The organism is Halovibrio salipaludis (genome assembly GCF_002286965.1).
Taxonomy (GTDB): domain Bacteria; phylum Pseudomonadota; class Gammaproteobacteria; order Pseudomonadales; family Oleiphilaceae; genus Halospina; species Halospina salipaludis.
In genome coordinates this window covers 593692-614077 of record NZ_NSKD01000001.1, presented here as the reverse complement: position 1 = coordinate 614077, position 20386 = coordinate 593692, and the positions used below count along the sequence as shown (strand labels likewise).

Annotated in this window: 22 protein-coding genes; 11 read left to right on the top strand and 11 right to left on the bottom strand. The window is 64.1% G+C overall.

The annotated features are described in order from the left end of the window. Positions 1-4: 4 nt before the first annotated feature. Positions 5-451, bottom strand: coding sequence for a type VI secretion system lipoprotein TssJ (gene tssJ, locus CK501_RS03015; protein WP_095616232.1), 447 nt, complete (start codon positions 449-451; stop codon positions 5-7). Continuing rightward, positions 448-1578 carry a type VI secretion system-associated FHA domain protein TagH gene (tagH, locus tag CK501_RS03010; RefSeq protein ID WP_095616231.1) on the bottom strand — a complete coding sequence of 377 codons (1131 nt, stop codon included), beginning with the start codon at positions 1576-1578 and terminating at the stop codon, positions 448-450. Before tagH ends, tssJ begins: the two co-directional genes overlap by 4 nt. Positions 1579-1779: 201 nt before the next feature. On the opposite strand from tagH, the gene CK501_RS03005 reads away from it, so the two are divergent. Further along, a complete protein-coding gene (locus CK501_RS03005; RefSeq protein WP_095616230.1) occupies positions 1780-3684 on the top strand; it encodes a serine/threonine-protein kinase in 1905 nt (634 codons plus the stop codon). Between the two features lie 10 nt (positions 3685-3694). Here the strand turns inward: CK501_RS03005 and CK501_RS03000 are convergent, their stop codons facing one another. From CK501_RS03000 to greB, 3 genes are all read right to left on the bottom strand, one after another. Further along, complete coding sequence (locus CK501_RS03000; RefSeq protein WP_095616229.1) at positions 3695-3967, bottom strand: acyl-CoA-binding protein; 273 nt, start codon at positions 3965-3967, stop codon at positions 3695-3697. A gap of 68 nt (positions 3968-4035) precedes the next feature. Then, the gene (locus CK501_RS02995) at positions 4036-4449 is read right to left on the bottom strand and encodes a hypothetical protein (protein ID WP_095616228.1); all 414 of its coding nucleotides are present in this window, start codon (positions 4447-4449) and stop codon (positions 4036-4038) included. 88 nt (positions 4450-4537) lie between these two features. Further along, positions 4538-5038: a transcription elongation factor GreB gene (greB, locus tag CK501_RS02990; protein ID WP_095616227.1), complete on the bottom strand. Its 501-nt coding sequence runs from the start codon at positions 5036-5038 to the stop codon at positions 4538-4540. A 113-nt stretch (positions 5039-5151) separates the two neighbouring features. On the opposite strand from greB, the gene CK501_RS02985 reads away from it, so the two are divergent. Then, a complete protein-coding gene (locus CK501_RS02985) occupies positions 5152-5427 on the top strand; it encodes a hypothetical protein (RefSeq protein ID WP_095616226.1) in 276 nt (91 codons plus the stop codon). Positions 5428-5444: 17 nt separating this feature from the next. Here CK501_RS02985 and CK501_RS02980 read toward each other — a convergent pair whose 3' ends face one another. The 6 genes from CK501_RS02980 to ftsY form a co-directional block, all read right to left on the bottom strand. Further along, positions 5445-6863 (bottom strand): HAMP domain-containing sensor histidine kinase, encoded by a 1419-nt coding sequence (locus tag CK501_RS02980; protein WP_095616225.1) that lies wholly within the window; start codon positions 6861-6863, stop codon positions 5445-5447. Next, positions 6850-7530, bottom strand: a complete 681-nt coding sequence (locus CK501_RS02975; protein WP_095616224.1) for a response regulator — start codon at positions 7528-7530, stop codon at positions 6850-6852. The genes CK501_RS02980 and CK501_RS02975 overlap by 14 nt, the downstream gene beginning before the upstream one ends. 174 nt (positions 7531-7704) lie before the next feature. After that, entirely contained in the window at positions 7705-8559 is an 855-nt protein-coding gene (gene rpoH / locus CK501_RS02970; RefSeq protein ID WP_095616223.1) for an RNA polymerase sigma factor RpoH, read from the bottom strand. A 111-nt stretch (positions 8560-8670) separates the two neighbouring features. Further along, a complete protein-coding gene (gene ftsX, locus CK501_RS02965; protein WP_095616222.1) occupies positions 8671-9651 on the bottom strand; it encodes a permease-like cell division protein FtsX in 981 nt (326 codons plus the stop codon). Beyond that, positions 9644-10333, bottom strand: a complete 690-nt coding sequence (ftsE, locus tag CK501_RS02960) for a cell division ATP-binding protein FtsE (RefSeq protein ID WP_095616221.1) — start codon at positions 10331-10333, stop codon at positions 9644-9646. Before ftsE ends, ftsX begins: the two co-directional genes overlap by 8 nt. A 25-nt stretch (positions 10334-10358) precedes the next feature. Beyond that, positions 10359-11516, bottom strand: coding sequence for a signal recognition particle-docking protein FtsY (gene ftsY / locus CK501_RS02955; protein ID WP_095616220.1), 1158 nt, complete (start codon positions 11514-11516; stop codon positions 10359-10361). A gap of 124 nt (positions 11517-11640) precedes the next feature. Here ftsY and rsmD point away from each other — a divergent pair, with 124 nt between their 5' ends. The 9 genes from rsmD (at position 11641) to CK501_RS02910 (ending at position 20386) form a co-directional block, all read left to right on the top strand. After that, positions 11641-12231 carry a 16S rRNA (guanine(966)-N(2))-methyltransferase RsmD gene (gene rsmD, locus CK501_RS02950; protein ID WP_095616219.1) on the top strand — a complete coding sequence of 197 codons (591 nt, stop codon included), beginning with the start codon at positions 11641-11643 and terminating at the stop codon, positions 12229-12231. Between the two features lie 3 nt (positions 12232-12234). Beyond that, entirely contained in the window at positions 12235-13044 is an 810-nt protein-coding gene (gene mutM, locus CK501_RS02945; RefSeq protein WP_095616218.1) for a bifunctional DNA-formamidopyrimidine glycosylase/DNA-(apurinic or apyrimidinic site) lyase, read from the top strand. 70 nt (positions 13045-13114) lie between these two features. Beyond that, positions 13115-13447, top strand: a complete 333-nt coding sequence (locus tag CK501_RS02940) for a hypothetical protein (RefSeq protein WP_095616217.1) — start codon at positions 13115-13117, stop codon at positions 13445-13447. Continuing rightward, positions 13440-14114, top strand: a complete 675-nt coding sequence (gene yrfG / locus CK501_RS02935; RefSeq protein ID WP_095616216.1) for a GMP/IMP nucleotidase — start codon at positions 13440-13442, stop codon at positions 14112-14114. The genes CK501_RS02940 and yrfG overlap by 8 nt, the downstream gene beginning before the upstream one ends. A 4-nt stretch (positions 14115-14118) precedes the next feature. Next, complete coding sequence (locus CK501_RS02930) at positions 14119-14538, top strand: RNA-binding S4 domain-containing protein (protein ID WP_095616215.1); 420 nt, start codon at positions 14119-14121, stop codon at positions 14536-14538. 9 nt (positions 14539-14547) lie between these two features. Continuing rightward, positions 14548-15396, top strand: a complete 849-nt coding sequence (hslO, locus tag CK501_RS02925; RefSeq protein ID WP_095616214.1) for an Hsp33 family molecular chaperone HslO — start codon at positions 14548-14550, stop codon at positions 15394-15396. A gap of 62 nt (positions 15397-15458) precedes the next feature. Further along, positions 15459-16115, top strand: coding sequence for an alpha/beta hydrolase (locus CK501_RS02920; protein ID WP_095616213.1), 657 nt, complete (start codon positions 15459-15461; stop codon positions 16113-16115). A 108-nt stretch (positions 16116-16223) separates the two neighbouring features. Next, positions 16224-17351, top strand: a complete 1128-nt coding sequence (locus tag CK501_RS02915; RefSeq protein WP_095616212.1) for an efflux RND transporter periplasmic adaptor subunit — start codon at positions 16224-16226, stop codon at positions 17349-17351. Continuing rightward, the gene (locus CK501_RS02910; protein WP_095616211.1) at positions 17351-20386 is read left to right on the top strand and encodes an efflux RND transporter permease subunit; all 3036 of its coding nucleotides are present in this window, start codon (positions 17351-17353) and stop codon (positions 20384-20386) included. Before CK501_RS02915 ends, CK501_RS02910 begins: the two co-directional genes overlap by 1 nt.

Genomic DNA, 20386 nt, shown 5'->3' with positions numbered 1-20386 from the left:
TCCGTCAGTCGTCCCTGTTTCTGATCCCAACACCGTCCACCCGGAGATCAATACCGGGCACGAAGAAGATGCCATCCGCCGGCCGGACCAGGCGCCAGCGTGCGTCATCGATGTTGCGGAAGGCGGCTGTCACACCGAGATACCGTGTGTCATCCGCCAGCGCCCGCTCCGTGTACCAGTCACTGCCCGGGCGCAGCATCGTCTCCTCCATTCCCAGGAGGTCGTCGCCCAGTACCGCTTCCGGGTCCTCATGGAGGGCATCAAAGCCCGCATCCCGGAAAGCGTCCGGCTCCCTGAGCTCATACAGCCGGACCAGTACCGGCGAGGCCCGGTCTTCCGAATCCGGATTCACCGAATCCCCGGCTTTCATCCGGACATCCGCGACCGGATGGAAGAAGGCGCAGCCCCCGAGCATGACCCCCATTGCCAGCACCCACAGCCAGCGCATCATCCCTGTCCCTCCACTTCGTTCTCCCGAATGGCGGCCTCATAGGCCTCCGCAAACACGGGGCTGCGCATCATGCGCTCGGTGTCACCCCACTCCTCCCGCTGCCAGTCACGCCGCTCCATCAGTTCCGCATACGCCCTGGCCCGAGTGACCAGATCCCACTTCGGGGGGCGCGCTGCCGCAGCACCTTCCGGCCCGTCCGCAAGCAGTTCACTCACCACGGCCTCAACGCCACGCAGCATGGCCCGGTCATGACCGCGGATGTCCGAGAACGCATCCGCCACGGCCTGCTGGGGCTGCATGAACGCCGGATTGCGCCGCAGCAGCAGGGCTTCCACAGCATCCTCGGGCGTAGCGGAAAACTTCAGCGGGTTGTTGCCACGGCGTTCAAAGAGGGTCTGTTCCACCCGCAGGGACTGCTTCTCGCGGGCCCGCTGGCGCAGCAGGGTCATCAGCTGGTCCAGAAGCAGCCGGGTCAGCCCCCCCAGTTCCCTCATGGTCTCCTGGGAGAGCGACTCACGGGCCACCGCATTCACCCCCAGCGCCTCAAGGAACGGCTGGATGCCGCACAGGGGCTCTGCGGTGGCCGATGACTCGCCTTCCGTCCCGGCGGGCTCTGGCCCATCCTGCCACTGCCAGTCCGGGGGAATCGCCACCTCCGGGAGAGTGACGTGGCTGTCCATGGGCTCGGAGGCATCCTCAAGATCCGCCATGGGGTTGGACACCGAAGCCGACTGCGGGGCGGAAGCGCCCGGCCCCAAAGGGGTTTCCGGTTGCTCGGGGTGCTCCCGTGGCTCCGGGGCTGGCTGTTTCACAGTCACACTGATCTCGTAATCACCCAGTGTGATGCGATCACCGTCGCCCAGCGCGGTTTCACCGCCCTGACCCAGGGGTGTTTCCGCGCGGTTCAGGAAGATGCCATTGGTGGAGCGGTCAAGCAGATGGAAGGCGCCATCGCGGTAGACAACCTCACCGTGAACGGAGGAGACAACGCGTTCGGGATCAGGCAGATGCCAGTCGCATTCCTCGGAACGCCCGAAGGTATAGCGCCGGTCGGCGCCAAATCGGTACTGGCTGGTAACGGTTGGCGAGAGTCGCTGATAACTCGTGATGGCAAGCGCCAATTCCATTGGCCTCTCCTGTCCCTGGATATCCTGATCTTTCCTTTCCCTGCGCCGGTGTGGAAGTGCCACCCCGACGGCTTTGAATGCTATTGCGTCGCCATGACTCTGTCAATGAACTGTGTCACACCCCGCCCGCCCCCGCATTGACCCGGAGAATGGCGCTTGGCTAGACTCCGGACCGCTAGTGACAGGAAAAGGAATTCCGGCATGGATGCAACACGGATTCAGCCCCGGCCGCAGAGCGGGGCGGATGCACCTCCCCTCGACCAGAGCCCTTCACGCCATCCCAGGCTTGATCAGCACCTTGCAGGACGTTACCGCATTGAGGCCCTGATTGCCTCCGGCGGCATGAGTGACGTCTACCGGGCCGTGGATGAGCACCTTGAACGCGCCGGCTCGCCTGACTGCCAGGTGGCGGTCAAGATCCTGCGCCAGGCGCTGACCCACGACGCGGATGCCGTCTCGATGCTGGCAAGGGAAGCGTCGCGCTCAATGCGCCTTGCTCACCCCGGCATCATCCGCGTCAGGGACCTGGAGCAGGACGGCGATACCTGGTTCATCGTCATGGAGCTGCTCGAGGGGGAGCCCCTGTCCCGCCTGATCCAGCGCCACCGCCCCCGGGGGCTGCCCTGGAAGGGCTGCCGATGGATCATCCAGGAAGTGCTGGACGCCCTCGAGTACTCGCATAACCAGGGGATCGTACACGCCGACCTCAAGCCCTCCAACGTATTCCTGACCCGGGATGGCCAGGTGAAACTGCTCGATTTCGGGGTGGCCCGTGCCCTGGCACCGCAGCAGCGGATGGAGGACTATCTGGCACCCCGCCAGAAGGATGAGACACGGATGTTCGGCTACACGCCAGCCTATGCCTCTCCCTCACTGATGGCGGGCAACGAGCCCCGGCCCCATGATGACCTCTACGCCCTGGCGTGCATCACCCATGAGCTGGTCAGCAGCCGTCATCCCTTTGAACGGCGGGAGCTCACGGATGCCGAGAGGGCCAGCTACCCCCTGAAACGTCCGAAGCACCTCCCCGCGCGGGTCTGGCGGGTGATGCGCCCCCTTCTGCGCCAGAGCACCCCCGAATGCAGCACCGCGAGCTGGAAAAGCGCCATCAGACCACGCCCATGGCGGGTCCCTGGTGCCGCGGCCATGGGCGGCGTGCTTGCCAGCCTGACCCTGGCCGGAGCCCAGGCCGGACTGGAGATGGGCTCTGACACCGCCTCCTCCCCTGAAGAACGGCTGGCCAGCCTCGGCGTGCTGGCAGAGGACGCCGCCCCCCAGCGGATCCTCGCGGCGCTGCCAGCACTGACGGACCTTGAACGCGATGCGGTCCTGCGACACCGCGAACCCGTGCTGAGCAACTACTACACCCGGGTGCTCACGCAGGCAACCCGTGGCCTCCAGCAGGGAGAACTCAGGCTCGTTCCCGAGGCCCTGGAACTGGCCCAGCAGGCGCGAACGCTTTACCCCAACCACTCAGCCATCACCCGGGCCCGGGAACAGTTCCAGCAGCGCCGGACTTCCCTTGTCAGTGCCCTGCGCGAACAGTGGCACCAGCAGCTGGCACAGGGCGGGTTTGCGCAGGCAAGCCGGAAGCAGGCGCTCGCCGACCTCCACGACCGCCTGACCCTGCTCGATGCAGAACCCCCGCTACCACAGGAGGACACCCGTGCCGCCTACCGCGCCGAACTCCAGGAAGCCATGACCGCCAGCAGGGAGAGCGCTCTCAGTAACCTTGTTGCCGTTGGCGATCTGGCGTTCGGTCATGATGCCGACACCAGCGCGGCATTGGCCTGGGCCCGCGTTCAGGCCGGCTTCTCACCCGGAAACCCATCCGGAGACGCCTTCGGGAAGCAACTGGACCGACTGGAAGAGAGGGTGGCCGGCGCCGAAAGCGTGGCGGAGCTGAATGCCGCTTTCGAAGCGGTACAGGAACTCCCCGCAGCGGAATCGGGGCACTCCAAAAGACTGAAAAGCCTGCACCAGACCCTGGCCAACCGCTATATGCAGCAGGCCCGGCAGAGGCTGGACGAGCAGCGGCTGGAATCGGCAGGGCCACTGCTCAAGCGGGCGACGGACCTGACCCACAGGGCCCAGGCATCGCCCTGACGCTGGCGCTTCAGCCGTGCTTCTGCTTCATGCTTTCCAGCAGATCCACGTACTGCTGCATGGCATCCTCGGAGCTGGTGCCCTTGAGCTTTTCCCAGGCGCTGTACTTGGCCCGGCCCACCTGGTCCAGCATGCCGGGCTTCTTGCCCTTCACGTCGCCTTCGGTAGCCTGCTTGTACAGCGCATAGAACTGGAGCTTGAGGTCGTTGGAAGGTTTGAAGTCACCCTCCGCGGTCTGGACGTAGTTGACGGCTTCGTCGAACTGCTGTTTCAGGTCACTCATACGCTACCTCTTTGTTATCGGTCGTTTTCCCGGAAACTACCAGAAAAACCCATGCATGACACTGGCCGTTACTCCCGTACCTGTGTGTTGGTGGTGGAACCGGGATCATAGGTACGGTTCTGGAATCCGGGGTACTGGACCTGAGGCGGCGCTGGGGATCTGTCCATGATGGGCCCGATCAACTGCTCCCGCTGGCGTTCCAGTTGGCTCCGCTCCAGATTCAGGGCGCGGCGCAGGTCATCACTCAGGTACACGGGTTCCACCAGGACCTCCGTCTCCGGGCCTACCAGGCCCGTGGAGGGTGGCCCCAGTGCGCCCTGAATGGAGGTTTCCCCCAGCTGCTCCTCATCCACCGGCGCGAACTGGATGCTTTCAGGGGTCGAGCGTTCGCGTGGAGCAGTCTCCTGCGCACACAGCGGACCCGTGAACGCCATCATGAGGGCACTGAGCCAGTAGGCATGACTGCGGTGTTGGGCCGGCATACCGGATACTCCCTATCCAGCGGGTTCAGACCCCCATGGTACCGCGCCTGCGGTCAGAAAATCGCCAACACGCTCGCATTCCCGGCATTCAGGGATAATCAATCGCCGTGATGATCCACAGCCGTTCTCCGTCGCTGGTGTTCTGCACCACTTCGTCATCCAGGCGTTTCCGCAGCATGGCCCTGGCGAAGGGGGCATCCACACTCAGCAGCCCCTGGCTCACATCGAACTCATCAGGCCCGACCAGACGGTAGCGTACCTCCTCGCCGGTTTCGTCATCCTCCAGCGTGACCCAGGCACCGAAGAAAACACGGCTGGTGTCATGGGGAGACTCCCGCACCACCGTCAGCTCGTCCAGGCGTTTGCTGAGAAAGCGCACCCGGCTGTCGATCTCGCGCAGCTGCTTCTTGCCGTAGATGTACTCGGCATTCTCGGAACGGTCACCCTGGGCTGCCGCCTCCTTGACGGCCTGGGTCACCGCCGGACGTTTCTCTTTCCAGAGGTAGCGCAGCTCCTCTCGCAGGGCCCTTTCGCCCTCCGGTGTGATGTAGCGGGAACCGCGTTCGCGCGGTGGCCGGTAACGCCCCATGACTCCTCCCCTGGATCACTAACCCATAACGGCGGTTGTTAGGTTGTGCACTCTAATCATTCGCAGTAGTCTTCCGCCAGACTGAAGCAGGAACCCAATCAGAGGTGATTCCCATGGATACCAAGAAACTGACAGCAGTGGCGCTGAACGGCCTTGATCGTGTCGGCTATGAACTCGAAAACTTCGGCATCACCAACCGGGTCAACCGGCATACCCTGGCGGCCCTGATGATGGCCGAAAAGAACCGGTTCGAGGGGGAAATGGACAGCCTGAACGCCCGCACGGCACGCTACCGGGCGATCGCCGAGAATGCGGCGGAACTGGCCTTCCGTCCGGCTCGCGCCGCGACCGAAACAGTCCGTGGCCTGATCAGCGGCAAGAGCGCCTGAACCCGTCAGGCCTCCTGTTACTGCTCCCGTTCGCCGCTGTCTCCGGACGGGGGCTGGGCCGGAAGATAGAGCGTAACCTTCAGCCCCGGTCTCTCGGCGCCGGGTTTGGCATCCGAGAGGCCGATGTGGCCCTCATGCAGCTCCACCACGGCGCTCACCAGACTGAGCCCCAGTCCGTTACCGGGCTGTGACCGGCTCTTGCCCACCCGGTAGAAGCGGCCGAAGATGTTCTCCTTTTCGTGGTCCGGCACCCCATCGCCGCTGTCCGCCACTTCCAGGACCGCCTGGCCGCCTTCGCGCCGCACGGTCACCCCGATACGTCCGCCTTCATCGGTGTACTTGATGGCGTTGTCGATCAGGTTGCTGACCGCCTGGAACAGAAGGTCCCGGTCGCCCAGCAGCGGCACCTCCTCGCTGGCTTCGTAATCAAGAACCTGGTCCTTTTCCTCGGCCAGTGCCTCGTAGAGTTCAACCGCGTCCGTCACCAAGGTGCTCAACTCCAGCGGCTCGCTCTGCAGCGTCTTGCCACCGGTTTCCAGCCGTGCAATGCGCAGCAGGGCATTGAAGGTCCCCAACAGCTGGTCCGCTTCGGCCACGGCTTCGCCCACCTGGTCCTGGGCGTCGGGATCCTTGAGATTGATCAGGGTATTCTCGAGCTGGCTCCGGAGCCGGGTCAGTGGTGTCCGCAGGTCATGGGCAATGCTGTCTGATACATGCCGGATGCCCTCCATCAGGTACTCGATGCGGTCGAGCATCTGGTTGAGATTGTCCGCCAGCTGGTCAAAGTCGTCCTGGGTCCCGCGCGTGGGCACACGCTGGGAAAGATCGCCGTGCATGATCCGGTAGGCGGTCTGGTTGATCACCTCGATCCGCCGCGTGGTGCTCCGGCTCATGAGGAAACCGCCGATCAGTGCCAGCCCCAGTGAGATCCCCATCCCCCAGTTCATGGCCGTCTCGATCAGGCTTTTAACACGGCTGAGTTCGCTGATGTCCTGCCCCACGAGCAGGCGCAGTCCCCCCTGGACCTCGAAAACCCGCGCCCGGGCCCGTCGCTCCTCATCCTCATAGCCCATGGACTCATCCAGGGTGAAGTCGATCCAGCCGTTGTCCGTGCGTGCGCTCTCCGGCCACTTGGGCAGGTTGCCGGCAAGCTTGAGATAGTCCTCGGTGGCGAACAGGTACAGGGACTGGCCGTCCGGATCGCGGGCCACCCGTTCCCGTACCACGTTCATCAGGCCGTTGATGCCCCGTGAACGGTACTGCTCCGCCAGACCGGCGATCTCCGCCTCAATGGTCTGGTCGGTCTGCTCCATCATGAACCCGGCAGTGCGCCAGTAGATGAACGCCAGCAGTATGAACACGGAGGTGGCGAACACCACCATGTAGAGCATCGCGACCTGGAACGTGGAGGTTCGGAGCTGGCTAAGTATCGTCACGAAGCATGTACCCGGCGCCACGGATGGTCTGCAGCAACGGTTTCTCGAACCCCTTGTCGATCTTGGAACGCAGGCGGCTGATGTGCACGTCAATGACGTTGGTCTGCGGATCGAAGTGGTAATCCCAGACCTTCTCCAACAGCATGGTGCGGGTCACCACCTGATCGGCATGGCGCATCAGGTATTCCAGCAGCCGGAACTCGCGGGGCTGGACGTCGATGTTGATGCCGTTGCGCTTGACGGTCCTCGCCAGCAGGTCCATCTCCAGGTCCGCCACTTTCAGCACCGTTTCAGTCTCACCGCCGCTGCGGGCCCGCCGCGCGAGTACATCCAACCGAGCCAGCAGCTCAGTGAAGGAGAACGGCTTGGTGAGGTAGTCATCACCGCCGCCACGCAGTCCTTCCACCCGGGCGTCCACATCACCCAGTGCACTCAGGATCAGCACCGGGGTCTGGTTGCCGGTGGCACGGATGGTCTTGATGATGTTGAGCCCATCCATTCCCGGCAGCATCCGGTCGATGATCATCACGTCGTAGTCCCCCGACGCTGCCATGGTCATGCCTTCCTTGCCGTCGGTGGCATGGTCGACCACATAGTCGCTCTCGCGGAGCCCCTTGTTCAGATAGTCCGCCACATCCTGATCGTCTTCAATCACCAGTACACGCACCCCGAAATCCCCCTTTTCAAAAGGCCATGAAAAACATTAACAGATCGCCAGCAGGTTACGGGCGAGGCACCTTTCCGGCAAAGTTACCATGTTTTAAGGCTGATAGGCCCCAAACAGAAAAGCCGCTCCCGGAGGAGCGGCTTTTCCCAACAGATGCGCGACTGACGGCGGCGTTCAGGCCACCATGCTGGTGCGGATCTTCTTCATGGCGTTTTTCTCAAGCTGGCGGATCCTTTCGGCGGAAACGCCATACTCATCGGCCAGCTCATGCAGGGTGGCCTTGTTCTCACCAAGCCAGCGCCGGCGCAGGATATCCTGGCTGCGCTCGTCCAGTGCCGACAGAGCGTGACCAAGCCGTTCACTGGAGTCCTGACTCCAGTCGGCCTGCTCCAGCTGAGTGGCAGGGTCCTGGCGCTTATCGTCCAGATAGTGCACCGGCGCCTGCCAGCCAGTTTCATCATCGTCGTCCGTCGGCGCATCAAAAGCCATATCGTGGGAGGCCATACGGCCTTCCATCTCACGGACAACCTTCGGCTCAACGCCCAGATCCTTCGCCACGGCCTCGGTCTCGTCGTTGTTGAGCCAGGCCAGGCGCTTCTTGGAGCTGCGCAGGTTGAAGAACAGCTTCCGCTGGGCCTTGGTGGTGGCCACTTTCACGATGCGCCAGTTGCGCAGGATGAACTCGTGGATTTCAGCCTTGATCCAGTGCACGGCGAAGGACACCAGGCGCACGCCATAGCCCGGATCAAAGCGCTTGACCGCCTTCATCAGGCCAACGTTGCCCTCCTGGATCAGGTCCGCCTGGGCCAGGCCATACCCGGAATAGCTGCGTGCAATGTGAACCACAAACCGCAGATGCGACAGCACCATCTGCCGTGCGGCTTCGATATCCCCGTGCTCCTGGAAACGCTGGGCCAGGTTCTGTTCCTCATCCACACTCAGAACCGGAATCTGGCTCACAGTCTGGATGTAGCTCTCCAGATTGGCACCTGGCACCAGATTGTGGCTGAGCTGAAGTTCTGTACCCATGGTGCTCCCCCTCTGTTCATTGTCTCCCGACAAAGAGTCTGAATCCAATATATGATCATTTATTGCGTTTTCAAGCCCTGTATGTCCATACGGACTATCCCGGACAGGGGATCATTCCGGCTCCACGGCCCGAAGGTGGCGATGCACCGCCCACCAGGCCCCGAGCCATCCCAACACAACAGCGCAGCCGAGCAGAAGAACCACTTCATCAATGCCCGGCCTCTGGAGTTCAAACCCACTGTTGTAGAGCTCCGCCAGGCGGCCAACCGGGCCGCTCAGCCACCAGAATGCCACTTCCACCAGCCACCATGCCAGCAGCCCACCCAGGGCGCCGTACCAGAGACCGGTGTAGAGGAAGGGCCGGCGCACGAAACTGTCCGTGCCTCCCACCAGGCGTGCCACGATGATCTCGCGACGGCGGCTCTCGATCGCCAGGCGGACGGTATTGGCAATAACCAGCACCACGCCCACCACGAGCAGCAGCGCCAGCGCCTGGGTGGCCCGGCCGAGCACCTTCGCCATGGCGTTGAGACGCTGCAACCAGGCCAGGTCCAGCTTCACCTCGTCCACTCCGTCCGCCTGGCGCAGGCGTTCCGCCAGGTCCTCCAGGGCAGCGGCTTCCCGGTAGGCCGGGTCCGGCGTCAGCACCAGGGTGTGCGGCAGCGGATTCCCATCCAGAAAGTCCAGCGTGCCGCTGAGTCCTTCGCTGGAGCGCATGGTCTCCATGGCCTCATCCCTCGGGATGACCGTCACATCACCCACCGCAGCGTTCTCAATCCAGCGGTCGGCCAGCGCCTCCGCCCGCTCTATGCCGGTGTCCGGGGTGAGATAGACACTCAGGCGACCGGCCTGCTCCCAACCGCCACCAATCTGCTGGATGCTGGCCATGATCAGGAACAGGGCCGTGGGCAGAGCCAGCGCAATGCCCATGACCAGCCCCGTCATAAGGCTGGAAAGCGGTGCATTACGCAGGCGCAGGGCGCTGTCGTGCGCTGAGCGCCGGTGGTGGCTGAACCAGCTGCGGAGCTGGTCCCGCCAGGGTGTCTGGGCGCTGGCCGCGCCACGGGTGGTCTGCTGGCGTGCTTCAGCCATGCCCGGTCTCCAGTGCCGCCGGCAGACCGTCATGAACCAGCTCCCCCTGTGAGAGCTCCAGGGTGCGCTGAGCCATGGTCTCGATCAGACCGATATCATGGGTCGCCACCATCACGCAGACGCCCACCCGACTGAACTCCCGGAACAGGTCCATGATCTCGGAAGAAAGGGCCGGATCCAGGTTCCCCGTCGGTTCGTCCGCCAGCAGCAGTGGCGGCTTGTTCACCACCGCCCGGGCAATGCCCACACGCTGCTGCTCGCCGCCAGAGAGGCTGATGGGATTGAGCTGTTCCTTTTTCAGCAGGCCAACCTTATCCAACGCCGCCCGCACACGCCGGCCAATCTCGTTAGGCGGCACGCCCGTCACCTGCAGGGGCATGGCCACGTTATCGAAGACGGTACGGTCAAAAAGCAGCTGGTGATCCTGGAAGACAACCCCGATATGGCGGCGGATATAGGGAATGCGCCGGCGCGGGGTCTTTTCCAGCGCCTGGCCGCCCACCAGGACCTGGCCGGCGGTGGCGCGCTCCATCAGCATGATGAGCTTGAGCAGGGTGCTCTTGCCGGCGCCGGAATGGCCGGTGAGAAACGCCATTTCACCGCGCCCGAGCGCGAAGCTCACACCCCGCAGCGCCGTGAACTGCTGCTCATAGCGCTTGGTTACCTGGCGGAATTCAATCATCGCGCCTCATCTTCCGGGAGCCGGATCATTCCCGGCCGTCAAACAGGGCCTGTACAAACTCGTCCGCGGCGAAGGGGCGCAGGTCGTCGGCCGTCTCACCCACGCCGATGTAGCGTATCGGCAGTCCCAGCTGGCGCGCAATGGCGAAGATGATGCCACCCTTGGCGGTGCCGTCGAGCTTGGTCAGGGTCACACCGCTCACGCCCACAGCCTCCTGGAACGTCTGGGCCTGGCTGAGCGCGTTCTGGCCGGTGCCCGCATCCAGCACCAGCATGATCTCGTGCGGTGCCTCGGGGTCGAGTTTCTTCATCACCCGAACGACCTTGGCCAGCTCGTTCATCAGGTTGTCCTTGTTCTGGAGCCGGCCGGCGGTATCGGCGATCAGCACATCCGTCCCCTTGGACTGGGCGGACTCCAGGGCGTCATAGATGACAGAGGCGCTGTCGGAGCCGGTGTGCTGGGCCACCACCGGCACATTATTGCGCTCGCCCCAGACCTGGAGCTGCTCCACGGCGGCGGCACGGAAGGTGTCACCGGCCGCCAGCATCACACTCTTGCCATCCCTCTGGTAGCGCTGTGCCAGCTTGCCGATGGTGGTGGTCTTGCCCACACCATTCACGCCCACCATCAGGATCACGAAAGGCTTGTTCTCCGTCTCCGGCTCCAGCGGCGTGGTGCAGGGCTCCAGAATGCCGTGCAGTTCCTCGCGCAGGGCCTGGAAGAGCGCGTCCGAATCCCTGAGTTCGCTGCGTTCAAGCTTTTCCGTGAGGCTGTCGATGATCTCGGTGGTCGCCGTCATCCCCACGTCGGCGGTGAGCAGCAGGTTCTCGATCTCCTCGAGCAGGTCCCGGTCGATCTTCTTGTTGCTGGCAAACAGGCCGGCCAGGCCATCCGCCAGCTGGCCACGGGTACGGCCCAGGCCCTCGCGCATGCGCTGGAAGAAGCTGACCGGCTCCTCGGGTTCCGGTTCGGGAGCAGGGGCCGGTTCAGCCTCAGCAGGTGCCGGCTCCGCAGGTGCTTCCGCCTCGGGGGCCTGAGCCGGCGCTTCTGCCGCTGACTCCCGTTGCTGGCGTTCAGGCGGCCTGGGCGGCTTCGGGATCTGCTGCCGGCTTCGCACCAGGTCCACCACAAACCAGGCGACAAGAAGCACGAAGAGGGCGTTGAAAATCAGTTCTGCGTTCATGGCGTTCAATCCTGCCCATGGTTCATCGGTGCCATTGGCCGACCATCAGGGAAACTGGTCGGGCGCGGTCAAGGCGGGTTATTCTACCGGCCCGCAACAGGGCCGTCCAAAAAGCGAACACAGCATGGCATCACGCAACCAGCGCCGGGGCCGGCGTAACGACCAGGGCCAGGTCCGCCTGATCGGCGGTGAATGGCGCCGCCGCACACTCACCTTCCCTGCCGTGGACGGCGTCCGCCCCACGCCGGACCGGGTGCGCGAGACCCTGTTCAACTGGCTCATGCCGGTCCTGCCGGGCAGCCACTGCCTGGACCTGTTCGCCGGCAGCGGGGCCCTTGGGCTGGAGGCCCTGTCACGCGGGGCAGAGAGCGTGACCTTTGTGGAGCAGAGCGCCGACCTGAGCCGTGCGCTCCATCAGAACCTGGCCACCCTCGAGGCACGCGGAGGGTCCGTGACCAGGCAGGACGTCCTGAACTGGCTCAGGACGCCGGAACAAACCAGGCCCTGCCGGATTGTGTTCATGGACCCGCCCTTCCGGGCCGGCCTGGTCGAACCGGTCTGTCAGGCCCTGGCAGCCTCCGGCCTGCTCGCGGACAATGCCCGCGTCTATGTGGAACACGAAAGCGACCACGAACCCTCTGTGCCGCCGGACTGGACTCTGGCCCGGCGCAAGCAGGCGGGCCAGGTTGCCTACAGCCTGTTCGAGGTGGCCTGACCCATGCCGGAACTGCCCGAAGTCGAAACCACCCGGCGCGGTGTCGCTCCCTGGCTGGAGGGTGTGACGCCCCCAGAGGTGCGTATCCACAACCCGTCCCTGCGCTGGCCGATTCCGGCGGACTTACCGGATCAGCTGACCGGCACGCCCATCACCGCGGTGGGCCGGCGCGCCAAGTACCTGCTCCTGCGCAACGCACGCGGCACCGCCCTGGTACACCTGGGCATGTCCGGCAGCCTGCGCCTGAGCCCACCGGAGGAACCCCGTCGACCCCATGACCATGTGGAGATACCCCTGGCGGAACGCATTCTGCGGTTCAACGACCCACGCCGCTTCGGGGCCTGGCTCTGGAGCACGGACCCGGAACAGCACCCATTGCTTGCCAAGCTCGGCCCGGAGCCACTGGGGCCGGACTTTGACGGCGACCACCTGTACCGGCTGAGCCGGGGGCGCCGGGCGTCGGTCAAGGCGTTCATCATGGATGCAGCGATCGTGGTGGGCGTGGGCAATATCTACGCCTCCGAAGCCCTGTTCATGGCCGGCATCCACCCCCAGCGCCCGGCCGGCCGCGTGGGTCGGGCGCGCTACCGCAGGCTGGCGGAGGCCATCCGCGAGGTTCTGGCGAAGGCCATTGAGCTGGGCGGCACCACCCTGCGCGACTTTACGGACAGCCAGGGCAACCCCGGTTACTTCCGCCAGTCACTGGCCGTCTACGGTCGCGAGGGGGAACCCTGCCACCACTGCGGGCAGCCGCTGCGCCACCGGGTCATTGGTCAGCGTGGCACGGTTTTCTGTGTCCGCTGCCAGCGCTGATTTCAGGGCTTGAAAAAAAGCGGATTTGGGCCATAGTGGAGGCAGTATCACACAGTCCCGGAGACTCCCGATGAAAAAGCTGAGCACACTGATCACCGTTGCCTTCCTGAGCGGTTTCATGGCGTTTGCCGGTCCCGCCCAGGCCCAGCGCGTTGAGGAGAAACCCTCCGCCCTGGCCATGGTTGGTGACGCCGTCATCGCCCGCCCGCTGCTGCTGGGCGCTACTGTGGTGGGCAGTGTCGTGCATACCGTCACGCTGCCGTTCTCCGCACTGGGCGGCAATGCCGATGAAGTGGGCGAGACCCTGGTGGTTGGCCCCGCCAAGGCTACCTTCGTACGCTGCCTGGGCTGCACCCAGTCCGGTCGCAATGCCAGCGAGGTCGTCAACCAGGGCGATGATTGACTGGGAGCGCGTCCAGACCGTCCTGCTCGACATGGACGGTACCCTTCTGGACCTCCATTACGACACGTACTTCTGGCTCACCCACCTCCCGGCCCGATACGCGGAGACCCGGGGGGTTGAGCCGGCGCAGGCCAGCCGGGAAATCCATGAGACCATCCAGAGCCTGAAAGGCTCACTGGACTGGTACTGCCTGGATTTCTGGAGCAACCGCCTGGGCATGGACGTGAGCCAGCTCAAGCACGAGGTGGGGGACCGTATCCGCTACCGGGCGGACGCGCCGGCCTTCCTGCGCGCGCTGAAAGCGTCCCACTGCCGCACCGTGATCGTCACCAACGCCCACCGTGGCGGACTGGACCTCAAGCGCGAACGCACCGGCCTGGACCAGTGGGTGGACGCCATCCACACCACCCACAGCTTCGGTCGCCCCAAGGAAGATCCGGCGTTCTGGCCGGCCCTGCATGCCAGCGAGCCCTTTGACCCGGCAACCACCGTCCTGATCGACGATAGCCACGCCGCCCTGAGCGCCGCGGAAGCCTTTGGCATCAGCCACCTGCTGAGCATCCACCAGCCGGACAGCCAGCGTGACCCCATTCCGGGAGGCCGCTGGCCCGCGCTGGAACGCTTCGAGACGCTCCTTCCGATCACGCCGCCCGAGGCGGTACAATAGCCCCATGGGCAAAAAGGGCGACCAATCCGACTCCGGCTCCGCACGCGTTCGGCTCGACAAATGGCTCTGGGCCGCGCGCTTCTTCAAGACCCGCACGCTGGCCCGCGAGGCCATTGAAGGCGGCAAGGTCCGCTACGAGGGGCAGCGCCCCAAGGCGGGCAAGTTCGTGACCCAGGGCGCGAAGGTGGAAGTGCACAAAGGCTCCACCACCTTCGAAGTCATCATCGACGAACTCAGCGAGAAGCGTGGCAGCGCCCCCCAGGCCGAGATGCTCTACACCGAGACCGAGGCCAGTAAGGAGAAGCGCGAGGACAACGCCTGGCGCCGCCGCATGATGATCGCCGCCGAGCATCCGCCCGCACGCCGCCCGAACAAGAAACAGCGCCGCGAACTGCAGCGCGTGAAAAACCAGATGTCCCACTAGCGAGCCAACATGACCGATACCCTGCAGCGTTTTGTCTTCAACGAGGGCGAGGTCCGTGGCGAGCTCGTGCTGATCGAGGACACCCTCAAGACCGCCCTTGAGGGCCGTGACTATCCCGAGCCCGCCCGGCACCTGCTGGCACAGAGCCTGAGCGCCGCGGTGCTGCTCGGGGGTGTGCTCAAGATGAAGGGCCGCATCAGCCTCCAGGCCAAGGGCCAGGGTCCGGTCACGCTGCTGATGGCGGACTGCAGCAATGAGCGCGGCGCGCGCGGGCTCATCCACACCGAAGACAGCATCCAGCACGGCTCCATCGGGGAGCAGCTCGGCCATGGCCAGCTCGTCATCACCATCGAGCCTGAGCAGGGCCAGCGCTACCAGGGCATCGTGCCGCTGGAATCCGACACCCTCCAGGAATGCCTCCAGGACTACTTCACCCGCTCGGAGCAGCTCGACACCCTGATCCTGCTGTTCGCGGACAATGAGCGCGCCGGCGGCCTGATGCTCCAGAAGATGCCCGGCTACGAGACCACCGAGGACGACGACCTCTGGAACCGCCTGACGCACCTGGCCCAGACCACCGGCCAGCAGGAGCTGCTCTCCGTGGCGCCTGAAACCCTGCTGCACCGGCTCTTCCACGAGGAGTCCATCAGTCTCTACCCCGAGGAACCGGTGTTCTTCCACTGCCACTGCAGCCGTGAGCGGACCGCCAACGCCCTGGAAACACTGGGCGCCCAGGAGTGCTACGACCTGCTGGCGGAACAGGGCGAGATCAGCGTCGACTGCCAGTTCTGCAACCAGCAGTACCGCTTCGGCCAGGACGACATCGAGGCCCTCTTCGGCCCCCACCAGCGCCACTGACACTGGCCCGGACACCGCCCGGCACGCTAGAGTAACGCCCTCACTGAACAGCGGAGGGGACCATGGAATACCTGGAATGCGTGGAAAAGACCACCGGCGAGAACCCGGACGCCAGTGTCATCTGGCTGCACGGCCTGGGAGCCAGCGGGCATGACTTCGAGCCCGTAATCCCGCACCTCGGGCTGCCCCAGGACGCACACGTACGCTTCGTCTTCCCGCACGCCCCGCAGATCCCAGTCACCCTCAACGGCGGCATGGTCATGCCCGCCTGGTACGACATCCGTTCACTGGACCGCCACAACGATACCGACGAACAGGGCATCCTGGCTTCCGCCGAGCGGACCCGGGACCTGATCAAGCGCGAAATGGAACGCGGCGTCAGCAGTGACCGCATTGTGATCGCCGGCTTCTCCCAGGGCGGCGCTGTGGCCTACCACACGGCCCTCACCTTCGAGCAGCCACTGGCCGGGCTCATGGTCCTCTCCAGCTATTTCGCCACCATGAAGCTGACCACGCCCTCCGAGGCCAACAGACAGCTGCCGGTCTTCATGGCCCACGGCACCAACGACCCCATGCTGCCCGAATTCCTCGGCCAGGAAGCCCTGGAGCATCTTCGGAAACTGGGTTACGAGCCCGAGTACCGTACCTACCCCATGGAGCACGAAGTATGCCTGGAAGAGATCCAGGCAATCGGCGCCTGGCTGCGGTCCGTGCTCTGAACGGCACGGATGCCGACACTATCACTTCCGACAGATTGTGAAAGCCCACGGCGGCGCTCAGAATAGAGCGACTGCCTGATTACCTCCTCTGCAACAGGGACCCGTTTCATGATCCATTCTTTCTCATTCCTTGGCCGCCACCTCTGGATCCCCGCCATCGCACTGTTGATGAGCGGTTGTGACGGGGATCCCGGCGAAAGCTCCGAAGCCGCTGAAGAGCAGCCCTTGCGGCCCGCGCGGATGATGACGCTTGAAACCCCCACTGGCCTGGCCTCACGCCGTTTCAGCGGGCGCGTGGAACCCGCCGAGACCACCACCCTGAGTTTCCGCGTACCCGGCAAGATCGAAACACTCAACGTCGATGTCGGTGATGAGGTTACCGAGGGCGAGGTGCTTGGGAAACTGGACCAGCGGGATTTCCGCCTCAAGGTGAACGAAACCGAGAGCAAGCTGGACTCCATCCAGGCCACCCTGAACGAGGCGCGCAAGAACTGGGAGCGTGGCAAGAAACTGGTGGATTCCAACGCGATCAGCGACGCCAGGTTCGACCGCCTCGAAAGCGCTTATGAACAGGCCCGCGCCAAGCGCAACGCCACCCGTGAAGCTCTGGAAACCGCCCGCTCGGCGCTTGATGACACCGTTCTGGAGGCGCCTTTTGATGGTGTGATCAACCGCCGTATGGCGGAGCCTTTCGAGCAGGTCAGCCCGCAACGCCCAGTGTTCTCGATCGACAACATTGAAACCGTGGAAGTCGAAGTCAGCATTCCGGAACGGCTGATGCAGTTCCGCGACCATCTTAAAGACGTTCATGTATTCATGCCGGTTATGGACAACAAGCGCTTCGATGCGCGGGTGGAGAATGTCCGCCTTGATGTCTCGCCGGCCACCCAGGCGTATCCCGTGCGGGTTGCGGTCGAGAACCCGGAGCAAGAGCTGCTCCCGGGAATGACCGCCGAAGTCTCGTTCAAGGCCAGCCTCAGGAACACCCCCTGGGATGACAGCTTCCTGGTCCCAGTGGAAGCCATCTTCGAAAAAGAGAACCAACCCCATGTCTGGGTCTGGAATCCGGACTCCGGGAAGGTCGCGTCACGCCCGGTCACCACCGAGTCACTGGAAACCGACAGCGTGCGGATCACCGGTGAGATTGAATCCGGTGAGCAGATCGTGGTGGCTGGCGCGCAACACCTGCAGGAAGGCCAGGGGGTCAAGCGGCTTGAAGGCGGGGTGATTCAGTGATGCTGGCGCAACTGGTGCGCGGCGCGATCAGCCGCAATCGCTTTGTGGGATTCCTGATTCTCCTGATCACCCTGCTCGGGGTCATCGCCTTCACCCGGCTCGGGCAGCTCGAGGACCCTGAGTTCACCATCCGTACCGCCATCGTGATGACCGGCTACCCCGGTGCGGACGCGGAACGGGTGGAGCAGCAGGTGACCGAACCGCTTGAGAAGCAGATCCAGCAGCTTGGTGAGCTGGAGAGCATTGAGTCACTGAGCCGCAATGGCACCTCCATCATCTACGTTGAGGTTAAGGACCAGTACGGTGGCCAGCAACTGCGCCAGATCTGGGACCAACTCAACAAGAAGGTTATAGCAGCCCGCGCCAGCCTGCCCGATTCCGTGCGTGGCCCGCGCGTTAATGACGACTACGGCGACGTCTACAGCATGCTGCTTTCCGTGGAAGGCGCCGACTACAGCTACGCTGAACTCAATGACATTGCAGACCACCTCCAGCAACGCCTGCTGCGGGTTGATGACGTTGCCAAGGTCGACCTGTTCGGCGACCAGGGCGAGCGGGTTTTCATTGAAACCAGCCGTTCCAAGATCGCCGAACTGGGCCTGACTCCAGCGCTGGTTGTGAACGCCCTTAACAAGCAGAACGTGGTCGCCCCCAGTGGTTTCACCGAGATGGGATCACGCCGGTTGCGGATCAATGCCACCGGCACCTTTGAGTCCGTGGACGAACTGGCCAGGCTGAACATCCGCAGCCCCGTGACCGGTGAACTCGTCCAGCTGCGTGACTTCGCGGAAGTCAGGCGTGGGTACGCCAACCCGCCCGATGCCAGCCTGCGCCATCAGGGCGAATCCGCCCTCGCACTGGGCGTGGTCCCGGCCGAGGGGGCCAATGTGGTCGAGCTCACCGAAAGGGTCCAGGCCGAGCTGGACCGGATCGAGGCCAGGATGCCGGTGGGCATTGAGTTCGGTGGCATCGCGCTGCAGTCCGAGGAAGTCGAGCAGGCCGTCGGCGAATTCCTGATCAACCTGGTCACGGCAGTGGCCATTGTCCTGGCGGTCCTGATGGTCTCGCTGGGCCTGCGCACCGGCTTCGTCGTCGGACTTGGAGTGCCCCTGACCATTCTGGGCACCTTTGTGGGCATGTACCTGATGGGCTTTGAACTCCATCGGGTATCACTCGGGGCGCTGGTGATCGTGCTCGGTATGATCGTGGACAATGCCATCGTGATTTCCGAGCTGATGCAGGTAAAAATGCAGCGCGGCACGGAGCGTCTGAAAGCAGCCGCGGAATCCGTGCAGGAAACCGCCTGGCCCCTGCTGGCAGCCACCGCCATAGCGGTCCTCGCATTCGCCCCGATCGCCCTGACCAACACCGCCACGGGCGAGTTCACCCGCTCGCTGTTCTGGGTGGTGGCCATCAGCCTGGCCATTTCCTGGTTGCTCGCGGTTTTTGCCACACCACTGATGAACTACTGGCTACTGGACAGCAAAAGCGGGCTTGGAAACCCCGAGGACCGCGCCTTCTACCAGTGGGTACACCGTTTGATAACCGCCACACTCCGGCGTCCCTGGATCCTGACAAGCGGTGCCATCATTATCTTTGCCGCCAGCGCTGTGGCGTTCAGCTTCGTGCCACAGACCTTTTTCCCACCGGCGGAACGCTCCCAGTTCATGGTGGATTACTGGCTCCCGGAAGGCAGCCGCATTGAGCAGACGAGCGAGGACATGGCCCGGATTGAGCAACGGCTGATGGAGATGGAATCGGTAACGGACGTCACCGCCTTCATCGGTGAGGGCGCGCCACGGTTCTATCTGCCCATGATCCCGCGAACTCCCAACCCCGCCTTCGGGCAGATCCTGGTTAACGTGGAGACCAAGGAAGACGTTGACCCTGTGATGGCCAGAGTCCGGGAGCATCTGGAAGATGGTTACCCGCAAGCCGAACCCCGGGTGCGAGCGATGCAGCTGGGCGAACCCGTTCGCTTCCCGCTCCAGCTGCGGATCACCGGGCCGGAACGGGAGGAGCTCGTGGATACGGCCGGAGAACTGCAGGCCATCATAGCCGGGCACCCGGGCGTCACGAACCTGCGGCACAACTGGCGCCAGACCCAGCCCCGGGTCACCATCAACGTGGACCAGGACCGGGCCCGTCGCGCCGGGATCACCACCAACAGCATCAACCAGGCCCTGAACACCGCCTTTGCCGGGCAAGGGGTCGGCGTGTTCCGTGAGGGCGATGAGCGTATTCCCATTGTCTGGCGCTTTCCTCTGCCCGAACGGACCGACCCCTCCGAGCTTGAAACCATGGTTATCTGGCCGGAAAACGGCGGCAAGCCCGTCCCGCTCACACAAGTCGCCAATATCGAGCTCGACTGGGAGCGCCCCGTGATCTGGCGCCACAACCGGGAGCGGGCGATTACACTGCAAGCAGACCTGGCAAAGGGGTATACCGCGTCCGAGGTGCGCGCCGCCCTGGCAGCCGAAATCCAGAAGGTCACGCTTCCCTCCGGGTATGACACCCAGTGGGACGGCCAGGTTCACCAGTCCACTGAAGCCCGCGCGGGTGTCCTGAAACCCGTGCCGGTCATCCTTGGGCTGATGGTGCTCGTGCTCATGGCCCAGTTCAACTCGTTCCGGCGTACCCTGCTGGTCATGTTGATGGTGCCGCTGGGGCTGGTGGGCGTCAGCGTCGGGCTTCTGCTGTTCCAGCAGCCCTTCGGCTTCATGGCGCTTCTGGGAACCATGAGCCTGTCCGGCATGATCATCCGCAACGCCGTGGTCATGGTGCAGAAAATGGATATGGCGCTGGCCGAGAGCGGTACGCTGGAAGCCATTGGCGAGGCGGCGACAAGCCGCGTGCGCCCCATCCTTCTGACCGCCGCAACGACCATGCTCGGCATGCTGCCGCTGGCGCTGTCCGGGCCCTTCTGGGCACCCATGGCACTGGCAATCATGTTCGGGCTCGCCTTTGCGGCGATCCTGACCATTCTAGTGCTGCCAGCGGGCTATGTGCGGCTTCTGGGCATCCGCTCCCAGTAA

Coding starts and splice junctions, on each gene's coding strand:
- CK501_RS03005 (WP_095616230.1), top strand. CDS start 1,780: ATGGATGCAACACGGATTCAGCCCCGGCCGCAGAGCGGGGCGGATGCA.
- ftsY (WP_095616220.1), bottom strand. CDS start 11,516: ATGAACGCAGAACTGATTTTCAACGCCCTCTTCGTGCTTCTTGTCGCC.
- ftsE (WP_095616221.1), bottom strand. CDS start 10,333: ATGATTGAATTCCGCCAGGTAACCAAGCGCTATGAGCAGCAGTTCACG.
- tssJ (WP_095616232.1), bottom strand. CDS start 451: ATGATGCGCTGGCTGTGGGTGCTGGCAATGGGGGTCATGCTCGGGGGC.
- greB (WP_095616227.1), bottom strand. CDS start 5,038: ATGGGGCGTTACCGGCCACCGCGCGAACGCGGTTCCCGCTACATCACA.
- rsmD (WP_095616219.1), top strand. CDS start 11,641: ATGGCATCACGCAACCAGCGCCGGGGCCGGCGTAACGACCAGGGCCAG.
- tagH (WP_095616231.1), bottom strand. CDS start 1,578: ATGGAATTGGCGCTTGCCATCACGAGTTATCAGCGACTCTCGCCAACC.
- CK501_RS02910 (WP_095616211.1), top strand. CDS start 17,351: ATGCTGGCGCAACTGGTGCGCGGCGCGATCAGCCGCAATCGCTTTGTG.
- mutM (WP_095616218.1), top strand. CDS start 12,235: ATGCCGGAACTGCCCGAAGTCGAAACCACCCGGCGCGGTGTCGCTCCC.
- CK501_RS02995 (WP_095616228.1), bottom strand. CDS start 4,449: ATGCCGGCCCAACACCGCAGTCATGCCTACTGGCTCAGTGCCCTCATG.
- CK501_RS03000 (WP_095616229.1), bottom strand. CDS start 3,967: ATGAGTGACCTGAAACAGCAGTTCGACGAAGCCGTCAACTACGTCCAG.
- CK501_RS02930 (WP_095616215.1), top strand. CDS start 14,119: ATGGGCAAAAAGGGCGACCAATCCGACTCCGGCTCCGCACGCGTTCGG.
- yrfG (WP_095616216.1), top strand. CDS start 13,440: ATGATTGACTGGGAGCGCGTCCAGACCGTCCTGCTCGACATGGACGGT.
- rpoH (WP_095616223.1), bottom strand. CDS start 8,559: ATGGGTACAGAACTTCAGCTCAGCCACAATCTGGTGCCAGGTGCCAAT.
- CK501_RS02940 (WP_095616217.1), top strand. CDS start 13,115: ATGAAAAAGCTGAGCACACTGATCACCGTTGCCTTCCTGAGCGGTTTC.
- CK501_RS02985 (WP_095616226.1), top strand. CDS start 5,152: ATGGATACCAAGAAACTGACAGCAGTGGCGCTGAACGGCCTTGATCGT.
- hslO (WP_095616214.1), top strand. CDS start 14,548: ATGACCGATACCCTGCAGCGTTTTGTCTTCAACGAGGGCGAGGTCCGT.
- CK501_RS02915 (WP_095616212.1), top strand. CDS start 16,224: ATGATCCATTCTTTCTCATTCCTTGGCCGCCACCTCTGGATCCCCGCC.
- CK501_RS02920 (WP_095616213.1), top strand. CDS start 15,459: ATGGAATACCTGGAATGCGTGGAAAAGACCACCGGCGAGAACCCGGAC.
- ftsX (WP_095616222.1), bottom strand. CDS start 9,651: ATGGCTGAAGCACGCCAGCAGACCACCCGTGGCGCGGCCAGCGCCCAG.